The sequence below is a fragment of the Membranihabitans maritimus genome (genome assembly GCF_021729145.1).
Lineage (GTDB): Bacteria > Bacteroidota > Bacteroidia > Chitinophagales > Saprospiraceae > Membranihabitans > Membranihabitans maritimus.
In genome coordinates this window covers 87,169-99,472 of record NZ_JAJSLW010000019.1, presented here as the reverse complement: position 1 = coordinate 99,472, position 12,304 = coordinate 87,169, and the positions used below count along the sequence as shown (strand labels likewise).

At 45.8% G+C, this 12,304-nt stretch carries 9 protein-coding genes; 3 read left to right on the top strand and 6 right to left on the bottom strand.

Going from position 1 to position 12,304, the window contains the following annotated elements:
- Positions 1-71: 71 nt before the first annotated feature.
- The 4 genes from LVD47_RS19010 to LVD47_RS18995 form a co-directional block, all read right to left on the bottom strand.
- Positions 72-1,544 carry a RagB/SusD family nutrient uptake outer membrane protein gene (locus LVD47_RS19010; protein ID WP_236979729.1) on the bottom strand — a complete coding sequence of 491 codons (1,473 nt, stop codon included), beginning with the start codon at positions 1,542-1,544 and terminating at the stop codon, positions 72-74.
- A gap of 18 nt (positions 1,545-1,562) precedes the next feature.
- Entirely contained in the window at positions 1,563-4,766 is a 3,204-nt protein-coding gene (locus LVD47_RS19005) for a SusC/RagA family TonB-linked outer membrane protein (RefSeq protein WP_236979727.1), read from the bottom strand.
- A gap of 93 nt (positions 4,767-4,859) precedes the next feature.
- Positions 4,860-5,696, bottom strand: a complete 837-nt coding sequence (locus tag LVD47_RS19000; RefSeq protein ID WP_236979725.1) for an IclR family transcriptional regulator — start codon at positions 5,694-5,696, stop codon at positions 4,860-4,862.
- A gap of 980 nt (positions 5,697-6,676) precedes the next feature.
- Complete coding sequence (locus LVD47_RS18995; RefSeq protein WP_236979723.1) at positions 6,677-7,069, bottom strand: hypothetical protein; 393 nt, start codon at positions 7,067-7,069, stop codon at positions 6,677-6,679.
- 190 nt (positions 7,070-7,259) lie between these two features.
- Between LVD47_RS18995 and LVD47_RS18990 the strand changes: the two genes are divergently transcribed.
- From LVD47_RS18990 to LVD47_RS18980, 3 genes are all read left to right on the top strand, one after another.
- The gene (locus LVD47_RS18990; protein WP_236979721.1) at positions 7,260-8,678 is read left to right on the top strand and encodes an MBL fold metallo-hydrolase; all 1,419 of its coding nucleotides are present in this window, start codon (positions 7,260-7,262) and stop codon (positions 8,676-8,678) included.
- A 620-nt stretch (positions 8,679-9,298) separates the two neighbouring features.
- Positions 9,299-9,736 carry a MauE/DoxX family redox-associated membrane protein gene (locus LVD47_RS18985; RefSeq protein WP_236979719.1) on the top strand — a complete coding sequence of 146 codons (438 nt, stop codon included), beginning with the start codon at positions 9,299-9,301 and terminating at the stop codon, positions 9,734-9,736.
- 251 nt (positions 9,737-9,987) lie between these two features.
- Positions 9,988-10,221: a DUF6520 family protein gene (locus tag LVD47_RS18980; RefSeq protein ID WP_236979717.1), complete on the top strand. Its 234-nt coding sequence runs from the start codon at positions 9,988-9,990 to the stop codon at positions 10,219-10,221.
- A 44-nt stretch (positions 10,222-10,265) separates the two neighbouring features.
- On the opposite strand, the gene LVD47_RS18975 is transcribed toward LVD47_RS18980, so the two are convergent.
- Both LVD47_RS18975 and LVD47_RS18970 read right to left on the bottom strand, forming a co-directional pair.
- Positions 10,266-11,621 carry a RagB/SusD family nutrient uptake outer membrane protein gene (locus LVD47_RS18975; protein WP_236979715.1) on the bottom strand — a complete coding sequence of 452 codons (1,356 nt, stop codon included), beginning with the start codon at positions 11,619-11,621 and terminating at the stop codon, positions 10,266-10,268.
- A 195-nt stretch (positions 11,622-11,816) separates the two neighbouring features.
- On the bottom strand, positions 11,817-11,972 hold the full coding sequence (locus tag LVD47_RS18970; protein ID WP_236979713.1) for a hypothetical protein: 156 nt from the start codon (positions 11,970-11,972) through the stop codon (positions 11,817-11,819).
- Positions 11,973-12,304: the final 332 nt, after the last annotated feature.

The window sequence follows — 12,304 nt, the reverse complement described above, 5'->3', positions numbered from 1 at the left end:
CCTACCCTCATCAATTGTGCAGCCACAATGCTGCTTATCAACTATTCATAATCTGCATCGTTTCGTGACACTCAATAGCCCGGGTTCTGATTGAGATTCGTGTTCGCCTGAATTTCCAGCAAAGGGATGGGAAACAGCCGGTGTCTATCCTGAGCCGGCTTTCCACTGGCAACCATGACATCTACAAAACGACCGGTTCTCAGCAGATCCCACCTTCGATGACCTTCAAAACACAACTCCATCGCCCGTTCCGCCCACACAGCTTCCCTGAACGCCTCCTTGGACAACCCCGCGAGGTCCGGCAATTGGGCCCTTTCATCTGCTTCATCCACCCCGTTGGCATTGGCATCCCGCGCTCTCTTCCGTATGGAATTTATAGCATCGTAAGCATCCTGTGTAGGTCCATTTACTTCATTTTCCGCTTCTGCAAACATCAGTATTACATCAGCGTATCTCAACACCATCCAATTGGCATCGCCCTGGCTTTCGGCGATAAGATTCGGATCCCAATATTTCATACACGCCGGCCCGGCCTGGCATCGCCCCTCCGCTGTTATCTCGGGATAATAAGCACTCGGAAAACTATCAACCAGGGTAATGGATTTCCGGTAATGGTCCGGGAAACCATTGTAAAAATCATCTTCCGCTGCAATGGCAGATCCGGCCCGCAGTCCGCCAAATAGCAAATTGGGATTCCGGGAAGCAAATGCAGAGGTAAAAGAACTGGCCAGTCCCGAGCTGGCCCCGGACATAAACTGCACGGAAAATATATGCTCTTTCCCGTTTTCATTTTCCACCCGGAATACATCCCTGTAATCTTCAAACAATTGATAGGTTTCCGAATCCATAACCGCCAGCGCCTGGGTCCGGGCATTGGCATAATCACCGCGGGTCAGATACACCTTGGCCAACATAGACCTTGCTGCACCTCTTGTAGCCCTTCCGATGTCACTACTCCCATACGATTCCGGTAATGACTGGGTGGCAAATACCAGATCTTCCTCGATGGTAGTATATATTTCATCCGCTCCGCTTCTCGGCAGGATATTATTCGATTCATCCGTCGTGGGTTCCAGGATCAGGGGAACATCTCCAAACCCCCTCACCAGGTCAAAATAGAACATAGCTCTCAAAAAACGAGCTTCCCCTACGTACCGATTCCGCAAATCTTCGTCCATCTGGATACCGGGAACATAGGTGATGACATTATTGGCATAATTAATACCCCGGTACAATATCGTCCAGTATCCCCTGAATGTATTAATAGCCGGATTGTAATCCATGACATCCAGCTCCCCGGTCACTTCACCGTTGTTCGCCTGGTCTGCCGATACATCGCCAAAATACCATCCGTTACCTCCGAAATAAGCACCGTCATTGAGGATAGAATATATGGAATTGACCCCGGCGAGGGCATCCTGTTGGCTTTTGTAAAAATTATCATTGCTTATTTGTGAAAAAGCCTGCTCCCTGAGAAAATCCTGACACGACTGGGCGCAGGTAAATAAACAAACAAAGGTTACTATATATATAGATGTTTTCATTATACTTTCATTTTATCATTAAAAACCAATTTGTACACCGGCACGAAAAGTCCTGGCCATAGGGTATGCATTCATATCCACGCCCAACACGGTATTGTCATCTCCCAGCGAGTTGACCTCCGGGTCGTATCCCGAATAATCCGTTAGGGTGACCAGATTTTCCGCGGCTACGTATACCCTTGCCCGCTGCAAAGAATAGATCTTTCCGGCGGGAAAATTATACCCCAATGTGACATTCCGCAATCGAATAAAGGATCCGTCTTCGATAAAATTGGTACTGACGCGGTTCGGGAATACCCCGGACCTACCGGCTGGACGGTCGATTTTGGGAATTAAATTTCCGGAACCGGGTCCATCCCAGGCCTGTGTATATACGGCAAATCCATTGAATCCGTTGATCTGGGTCGTTCCTTCTACCAGATTGAGGTTCAAAATATCATTGCCTTGCTTTCCGTATATAAAAAAACTGAAATCAATATTTCGGTAAGATAGGGTATTATTGATCCCGAATTCATAATCGGGATGGGGATTCCCCACTATGGTCTCATCCAGCCCTTCTTCGAAAACCCCGTTGCCATCAATGTCCCTGAAATTTTCAAATCCCGGTCCGGAATTACCGTTCCCGGACATATGGCCTGCGTCAAACGCTTCCTGGGTTTGCCACAACCCGTCAAATATATTTCCCCAGAAAACACCGATGGGTTGTCCTTCCATGATGACCGACCCGGATCCTCCATTCCGCTGGATTAAATAACTGCTCAAGGATGATCCGAAAAACCGGTCAGCATCCGCCAGTTTCAGTACTTTATTCCGGTTGAAAGAAATATTCGCTGATACATTCCACTTAAATTCCCGGTCTATCACATCGCCCGAAAGACCAAACTCCATTCCTTTGTTCTCCACTTCACCCACATTGATCAATGAACTGGTAAATCCTCCCTGCCGCGGTATCGGCACATTGAGAAGTAAATCCGAGGTCAGTTTGTAATAATAGTCAGCGACTACATTCACCCGGTCCCGGAAAAGGGTCAGATCGATACCGATATCAAACTGGTCCGTCTTTTCCCATTTAATATCTTTATTGGGCAATACCCCGGGGACAATACTATTGACAAAACTATTACCAAATACATATTGACCGCCGGTGGTATAGGTTTCCAGGCTCCTGTACAATGGGATATCCTGGTTCCCCGTCTTTCCATAACTCGCACGGATCTTCAAATCCCCGAGGAAAGAATTTTGGGGATAAAAATCCTCACCGCTGACTCTCCAGGCCAGCGCCGCAGATGGAAAAAACCCAAATTTATTATTCTCGCCAAACCTGCTTGATCCGTCGTACCGGGCCGAAACGGTCACGAAATATTTACTGTCAAAATGGTAATTGAGACGTCCGAGATAGGACATCAGCGACCACCGGTAGGCTGATGATTGCGGGGGTAGAGGATTATTCCCGCTCGAGAGGTCATTATATCCTGTAGCATTCGAAAAGAAATTCTGCGTATTCGCATTTGAATTCTCCCCATTTTCCTGTTGAAGCGTATACCCGATCAGGACATTGATACTGTGCCGATCGGCAAACAATTGCTGGTAGGTGAGGGTATTTTCATTGATCCAGTTTATCACCTGGCGGGAACCTATACTGGCACTTCCCCCGGTACTCCGGGAGATAACCAGGTCCGAGGGCAGAAAAGTCTTCAACCGGATGTTGGACACATCAGCTCCCAGACTCGATTTAAAAGTCAGGGAATTCAACAATTTATAGGTAAAAAAAGCATTTGCCAGGGTCCGGCTATTGGTTTTCAGGTAGTCCATCTTTTCGGCCAGTTCCACCGGGTTTTGATGAAACGGCTTCATGAATACCCCTGTAGTCTGCCATATTTCATCGTGGGAAGAATAGCTTCCATCCGGGTTGCGAACAGGGAGTACAGGCACCATGTGCATGGCCCCGAAAATAGGATTACTCTGGTCGTGTCCCGAAGTACTTTGGGGAATGGCGTCATCATGGATAAAACTTGAGGTAAACTGGGTACCTACGGTCAATTTATCCGTTACATTTTGTTCCAGGTTTAGTCGCAATGCGCCCCGGCGGTATCGGGAATCAATGACGATACCCTGTTGGTCGAAAAAGTTCCCCGATACCAGGAATCGCGTATCTTCATCCCCGCCGCTTACCGATAGATTGTAATTCTGGATCGGTGCATTCCGGAATATCGCATCCTGCCAATCCGTCCCGGCCCCCATCTGTGCAATCTGATCTTCGGTATACGCACGGCTAATCAAACTCCCGTCCCGGAAATTTGACCAAAACTCCCGGGCCAGGGTAGCCCATTGGCGTGCATTTAATACGTCTATTTTTTTGGTCACCTGCTGAAAACCCGCATACGTGTCAAAATTGATCTGGGTCCGGTTCCGACTCCCTTTTTTGGTAGTAATCATTACCACACCGTTCGCCCCCCGCGCTCCGTATATAGCTGTAGCGGAAGCATCTTTCAGTACGGATATGGATTCGATATCATTGGGATTCAGGAAAGCCAGTGGGCTCGTCCCCTGGTTTTTCCCAAATACACCCGAAGCCCCTATATTCCCTGTATTGAAACTACTGTTGATAGGGAATCCGTCTATGACATAGAGGGGTCCATTCCCATACTGGACGGAATTATTCCCCCGGATCCTTACCCTAAGGGTACCGCCCGGGGCCCCGCTGGTCTGGGATATATTCACCCCGGGGATCCGCCCCTGAAGGCCCTGTTCCGTGGATACTACAGGCAGTTGAAGGATTTCCTTACTGCTGACAGCAGCTACAGAACCAGTCAGATCCTTCCGGTTTACTTCCCGGTACCCCACTACGATGACCTCGTCCAGGCTCTGAATGTCTTCTGTTAGGTCGACATTGATTTCGGATTCACCCCGTACGGGCACCTCCCGGGGCACATAGCCGATATACGAAAAAACCAGGGTATCACCGACATCCGGCACGGCAATGGTATACGCCCCTGTCACGTCTGTAACTGCTCCTATATTCGTCCCTTTTACCAATATATTCGCTCCTATGAGGGGTTCACTCCCGGATGATGACACCACCCGTCCTTCGACACGGATGGATGGATTCTGCGCGTGCCCCCAGGCCGGAAGCAAAATAAATACCGCAGACATAATGCTTAGCCATTTTTCCACAGCATTCCATAAAAGCCCCTTATCCAAGGGATTTTCATTTTTTTTCATAAATTTGGGTTTTATATTAACAATTTTTAATATATCGGTATCTCAAACAAAATGCACCAACATTATCCAGTTTGAGATACTTTTTTGATTCATCTATTCCCTTTTTTCCAGTCCTTTTTCCCGGGTTGCCTTCTCTGTTTTGGAAGGAAAATACCCCAGTCTCTTGGATATCATATCCGCATGCTCCTTTACCAGTTGTCCTATCTCGTCCAGGGAAGACCTGCTCACGCGTTTGGTGGGTCCGGTAAGCCATATAGCGGCCTTTGGATATCCGTGCACATCAAAGATCGGGGCGCCTACGCATTGGGCTCCTATGATCTCTTCTTCATCGTCTACACTGTATCCTACTTCTCTGATCCTGGTCAACGCCACCATAAAATCGCGCGCATTGGTAATAGTGTTTCCGGTAAATTTCGGAAAACTCATTTTATCGACGATTTCTTGCTGCTCCGACGGGGGCAAAAATGCGATGATGGCTTTGGACGGTGCTGCTGTATTCAGGGGAAACCGGGAACCCGGATCGACATAAAACTTAAAAGGATACTTACCCACTACCTGTTCCAGGACGACTCCTTCTCCACTCAGTAAGACGCCAATCAATACGGTCTCTTCGGACAAATCCCGCAATCTCCGTAAAATATCCAGGGATTTTTCGATCAGGTTCTCCTCACCTACTGCGGAATACCCCAATGCCAGTAACTTCCGGGACAAAATAAATTTTTTGGTATCCTCATCCCGCAAGAGGTACCCCCTGTTTTCCAATGTTCGGGTGATCCGGAACACACTATTCTTTGGAACCTCCAGTTCATTGGTGATTTCCGCTATAGTCATTCCTTCCGGTGACTGACTCAATAAATCCAAAATATCAAAAGCCCTTTCCAGGTTGGGAACGTGGTATCGGGAATCCTGATTACGTTTTTTATTTGTCATTGTTTTATATTTAGAACATCGTTCTGTATAACAAATATACAAACACAATCTAAATCAACAACACTTTCCTATATTTTTTTCCAAAATCCATAGTATTATATTCTATAAAACCCCATTTATATAGAATTATAAAGTCCTTATCCGAAAACATGGATGCCGTTACTAAGAAAAAATTCTGGTCATATCCTACTCTATTGATATTCTGATGTGTACCTACAGCGCGCTATATATTTTTTCTACCCTATTTCTGCCCAGGCTTTGTCCTGCTGGGACCGCTTCGCAGCGTGCCGTAGGTACTCACCTTATGGGGCATCAGGGAAAAGACCGGACACCATTCCGTATTTTCAGTTCGCTGTACCGGGTACCGAAAACAATACATTAAAAAAACATGCGGTTCCAATCCCCCTATTATGCGAAGCATCGTACTGCCCCATACTAATGTAGCGTTTCATAAGTTTATATAATTTAACTGGTTCGCGTCAGGTCTCATGACCTGAGGATGGTAGGATGTCAGGAGAACCCGAGTGCACGGGACTGACAACAATCCATAATCTAACCTGAGTTCGACAGAGAGAATAAGAGCCCTGAAGGGGCGAAATATTACTAACCCAGGGTGGAAAACAAGTTGAATCGTCGATTCTGGCATTGATTTTTTTGCATTTTCAGCAAAAATAATGACAGAATCAATTATTCGTCGAAATCACGTTAATCTATATTTCTCATGAATTAATGAACCAATTCTTGATCGCCGCCTTACCGCCGGACCTAACGGCGGAACACATCTTTTTTTAACAATGTATTCTGGTCATATCCTATTCTATTGATATTCTGATGTGTGTATAATTGTTCCTTTCCGTGCCGTAGGTACGGTACATATGGTGAATGCGCGATGGATGGAAGCCAATAATTAATTTAAGATATGGACCAACGACAGACCACCGGACAGGAAGGCACAGCATTCCCCTATCCACCCCCATCGGTTATCTTCTTTTTTTCCGGGCCAGTGCACGAATGATAAGAGTCGCGACAAATACCTCCAGGAGGCTCAGGGGTATGGCAAAATACAAAATACCCAGGGGCAATACTCCCATATTTCCCGCGACCAACCACATAAGCACAAAACTCAGGAACCAGGAAAGCAACCAGGTCCCGACAAAGGAAAAATTCCGGGAAATACTATAAATACCTATAGCATAGCACAAAGACCAGAGGCCCCAGACCGCCCCGTTAACGGGCTCTTCCGGGAATGTCATTCCCAGGTTCTGGTAATGGGTAATCCAATAGTCGTGTAAAAAATAGGAATTGCGTACAAATTCGGATAGGCTGATCCAGGCTGTAGCTGCCAATATGGGAAGTAGGGTATTCCGTATCACGCTTGCATCATTTTGTGTGGTCGTAAAAGACTATTAATGTATTAAAAAAATCGCATTCGGCCTGAAAAATTTTACCGGCCCGTACTTTTTCATCCTTTTTTCCCCGCGGTGATAAAAGTCACCATTTCCCGGGTCCATCGTGATGTAGATTTGAAGGGACATCAAATTACACAACAATAATGCAAGTATCATGCGAATAGAACAAATTTATACCGGATGCCTGGCGCAAGGCGCATATTACATCGAAAGCAATGGCGAAGCGGCCATCGTGGATCCGCTCAGGGAGGTCGGGCCCTACCTCAAAAAAGCGGAAAAAGACGGGGCGGAGATCAAGTATGTCCTGGAAACCCATTTCCATGCAGATTTTGTATCGGGCCATATCGACCTGGCGAAAAAGACGGGAGCGACCATTGTATTCGGTCCTACGGCCCAACCGGGGTTTGACGCATACGTGGCGAAAGACGGGGAAGAACTGGCATTAGGCGGTGCGAAGATCACGATCCTCCACACCCCCGGGCATACCATGGAAAGCACTTGCTTCCTGGTGACGGATGAAAATGGCATACAGACGGGATTGTTTACCGGCGATACATTATTTATCGGGGATGTAGGCCGCCCGGATCTGGCCCAGAAAGTAAAAGCCGAACTTACCGAAGAAAAACTGGCGGCTCACCTCTACGACTCGCTGCATCAAAAGATTATGCCGCTCCCTGATGATCTTATCGTATACCCTGCGCATGGGGCCGGGTCGGCCTGCGGTAAAAATATGAGCAAAGAAACGACGGATACCCTGGGGCACCAGAAGAAGACCAATTATGCCCTGCAGGACATGTCCAAAGAAGCATTTGTCAAGGAGGTGCTTACGGGCCTGATGCCGCCTCCGGGCTATTTTCCCGAGAATGTATTGATGAATATTAAGGGCTATGACAGCATTGACGAGGTACTGGAACGGGGCCTGGAAGCCCTCAGCCCATCCCGGTTCGAACAGGTAGCCAATGAAACCGATGCCCTGTTACTGGACACCCGGGACGCCCAGACCTTCGCCAGGGGATTCATTCCCAATTCTATAAACATCGGGATAGACGGTAATTTTGCTCCCTGGGTCGGGGCCCTTATTCCGGATATCCGGCAAAAAATCCTGATTATCGCGGAACCGGGTATGGAAGAAGAAGTAGTCACCCGCCTGGCTCGCGTAGGCTATGACCACGCCATCGGATTCCTGGAAGGCGGCTTCCCCTCCTGGATAGCGGCTCACAAAGAAACCGATAAGATCCTGTCCGTCACCCCCGATGAACTGGCAGGACTCCGCACAGCGAACCCGGAAATTAAAATCCTGGACGTACGGAAGAAAAGCGAATATGATTCCGAACACCTCCTGGGTGCCGAGAACCTGCCGCTGGACTATATCAATGAGACCCTGGACCGCATCGCCAAAAATGAAACCTGGTTCGTACACTGCGCAGGCGGGTACCGGTCGATGATGTTCACCTCGATATTACGGGCGAGAGGATATGACCGCCTGATAGACGTGAAAGGCGGATTCAGCGCACTCAAAGCCTCCGGACAATTCGAAGTAAGCGAATACGTCTGTCCATCCACTATGCTGTAAACACACCTATAGATCATTTGGTAATCCTTGCTGCTGCCCGGCGCGTTCCGGGCAGCCCGGCAAGGGATGCCGCATCCATGAGGATAGTAATGCCTTCGTGCAAGCTGAATTCCATCCCCGGTAATCTCCATACCCCCACCTACTATTCTTACAGGATTACAGGATCCATACATCTTCTATACTAGCTATGATAATGGTAGGTACAGCCTTATGCGATATCTATGATCCAGTCCGCAAGACCCAGGTATCCATCCGGCGAACCATCCCATTGGAGGTGGGTCCCATCACCTCCCGACCGGGTTGATTTTTATGAAAACGCCCCCCGTATCTTTCCGGCCTTACTTACAAATGTATAATAAGAATAAATTAATTCGCTGTATATTTGTTAAATTAATTATTTATTTATACATTTACAACATTAAGATATTTCAATCTTAAAATTTAGTTCAGCCACAAATGTATTTTATTTTTTAATCAGAACTTTTAAGCAAAAGGATCTGGGTTATATATTTATGTAAAAAAACATAAAAGAAACAACTGTTTTTTTTTAAACAGGGTCTTTATGTAATACACTATACCCTGGAGTTCTCTTGCTGAATAAGTTCTTAAAAGGGTATATCATGCATTGGGCCAGAAGGATAGAGAACGGGACGGTATTGATTATGATTGTGGTATTTGCCTATACGGGCATTTCCAAGTTGTGGGCATTTGACCACCATATAGCTACTTTCCGCAATCAGCCTTTACCCACAGAATGGGAAAACATCCTGGCTTATATCATCCCATTTTCTGAACTTATAACAGTCATCCTCCTGATTTTTCTGAGTACCCGGAGGATAGGCTTAGTACTTTCTTTGGTCCTTATGACGATATTTTCCACCTATGTAGGATTGGTCGTAGCGAGGGGATTTGACCGCATACCTTGTAGTTGTGGAGGTATTTTCTCTTCGATGGACTGGAAGTTACATTGGTTGATTAATATTTTTTTGACGTCCTTATTATTTTTCGGTGTCATAATGCAAGGACCCAGGAAAAAACCGGGCAGCGATTGTGGCTGAACGACACATAGCATTGCCCGTGGGTGGGACCCTTTGCTAAGGGCTTCCACCCTATTTTTGAAAAAATTACATTTAGATAAACACCCAACGACCGGCCATCCGTCGACGGATGATTTTTGTACATAATTTTTTTTATAACCTGTGGTCGCATCCACAACGGTTACCGGTATGGGCCCATATACCGTACCGGATACGACTACGCAAATTTAAATGTCATGAAACATTTGAAAATTAGTAATTCGAAATGGGCAGTGAAACACCTGCCCGCACTGGCCGCCGCTGTGGCCGTCACACTCGCACTGGCGTTTACGCCAAAAGAAGCTGTCGATGGATTCGGAACTCCCGATGGAGGAGAAACGTGGTATGATACTTCTCAACCCGGTATAGAATACGAATGCAATGAACCTCAAACTGAGAATTGCATCTACGCTCTACCGGATACCAATTCACAGGTATTACAAACTGGGCGTTTCGAACTTCAGTAGTTATTAGGTTGTAAAGGGGGTACATTAGTATCCCCTTTACTTTTTTACAATGGATTTTGTTCAATTTTTGTCAATTGTATTTCATCTACCGGAATCGGAAATACGTATCCATTGGAATGAGGTAACAATTGGTAGGTTTTTCCATTTAAACTTCTTGAAATGGTAGTTTCACTATCTTCATCCCGATTGAGGCGACGCAGGTCCAACCAACGATTGTGTCGAAAGACTAACTCTTTACGTCGTTCTTCCAACACCCTATTCAGCGCCTCTTCCTGAGAAAGTCCTGTTATTGGTTGAAATGTTCCTTTTTTATACCGATATTCCAAAAGTTGATTAAGAAAAGATAAGCCTTCCTCTACCTCACCAATACGGATTAAGCATTCACTTCGGGTCAAGTAAATCTCATTTAAGCTAATTCCTCCAAATATATTCCTTCCACCTAAATAGCTTCCTCTAAAGTTATATTCTTCATATTCATTTTTAGTAAAGAAAATAGATTTTCTCAGATCATCTTTTTCATACAATTCAATTAACTGCGGGTTTACATATACCAAATTATTACCCCGAAAACTATAATTGGTAGCCCTGGCCTGGAAAAGAATTTCCGAATTAGGGAAAGGTATAGTATAACTTTCAGTGCTATCCAACAGGTTATAATCCATCAATTCCAACGGAACTTCATTTATTTTTGATATATGGGTTAAAGCACTTTCATATTCCCCTATTTGGAGATATATTCTGGAAAGCAATCCATGAACAGCATTTTTATCCGGTCTGTTTGGGAGGGTCTCTTCCTCAGGCAATAAACTTATTGCGTCTTGCAAATCCTTTATTATTTGATTATAAGTATTTTGCAATGAGGCTCGGGGTGGTTGCTTGTCTATATTTGAAGACCTTTTTAAAACTATACCTAATTGACGATCTGAATTTGATTGTTCATAAGGCAATGTGAATAGGGAAGTTAAATTAAAAAAAGCCTGGGCTCTAAAAAATAAAGCCCTTCCTCTTACTTTATTGTATAAATCCTGTTTATTAGCAGACGGGACTTCTAATCTATTCAATTCTTCCAAAATCACGTTGGCATAAAATACATTTTCATAAGACGCTGTCCATTCACTTATGGTCTCCAATCCTTTGGAATAATCCCAAATGTAAGTATTTTTTTCCACCGTAGAACTCAATCCCGCCCATCCAGCATCATCAGTTAAAAGTTCATCAGATGCCCATAGACCCAGTGCCGGATACCAATAGTTGAGAATAAGAATATTATCCGTCAATCGGGCAAGGTCTTCCAAAGATCTTGGAACTACAAGATTCTTCTCAGGTTTTACATCCAGGTAGTCTTTACAGCCGGTGGTCATGAGTATAGTTAGGAGTAAAAGTAGTATGTATTTTTTCATGGTTATGGTGCTTTAGTTGTTACGCAAAGTTCACGCAAAGACTCGCAGTGTATGTGAGTGCTTTATGATTTTGGGGGATCGCCCCCAACGGGATGCCTTGGGCACAAGCCGCGCACATGCATGAAGCAGAGGTAGGTTTGGCCCCGTAAGGCCCCAAAGGGATGGCCTTGCCAGATGCCTTTGGCATGAGCCCGCCTACACAGATGTTTCGGCGGGAGATCCCGGATATTTTTCAGTAATTATTTCTTTCTTCCGGGAGGTAACGCTGTCGGGTCTTACCGACGCCGACCGATTATTCCCTTCCTCATTCCTTCCATTTCTCAGGGAAGTCGGTATTTCGTATTTTTTCATGGTTATGGTGTTTTGAGGGATCGCTAAACCGCGTACATGCATGGAGCAGAGGCAGGTTTGGTGAGCCCGGTTATTTCTTAGTAATTATTCCATTTTTCAGGAAATAACGCTGTCAGGTCTTTCAGATGCCAACAGGTTATTCCCTTCTTCGTTCGTTTTCAGTGGCTGCGTCAAAGGCATCCCTAAGTGGCTTCCTGTCGCCCAGCCGATGCTAGAGAAAGGCAACTGCCACTTATCGCCGGCACTCTATTCCTTTCTTTCCTCCCTTTCTGTCATGATCGAGGGATCGCCCCCAACGGGATGCCTATGGCATGAGCCCGAATTAACTGCGA

Bases quoted from the DNA above. Each gene is read 5' to 3' on its own strand.
- LVD47_RS19010 (WP_236979729.1), bottom strand. From the start codon at position 1,544: ATGAAAACATCTATATATATAGTAACCTTTGTTTGTTTATTTACCTGC.
- LVD47_RS18985 (WP_236979719.1), top strand. From the start codon at position 9,299: ATGCATTGGGCCAGAAGGATAGAGAACGGGACGGTATTGATTATGATT.
- LVD47_RS19005 (WP_236979727.1), bottom strand. From the start codon at position 4,766: ATGAAAAAAAATGAAAATCCCTTGGATAAGGGGCTTTTATGGAATGCT.
- LVD47_RS18970 (WP_236979713.1), bottom strand. From the start codon at position 11,972: ATGAAAAAATACGAAATACCGACTTCCCTGAGAAATGGAAGGAATGAG.
- LVD47_RS19000 (WP_236979725.1), bottom strand. From the start codon at position 5,696: ATGACAAATAAAAAACGTAATCAGGATTCCCGATACCACGTTCCCAAC.
- LVD47_RS18990 (WP_236979721.1), top strand. From the start codon at position 7,260: ATGCGAATAGAACAAATTTATACCGGATGCCTGGCGCAAGGCGCATAT.
- LVD47_RS18975 (WP_236979715.1), bottom strand. From the start codon at position 11,621: ATGAAAAAATACATACTACTTTTACTCCTAACTATACTCATGACCACC.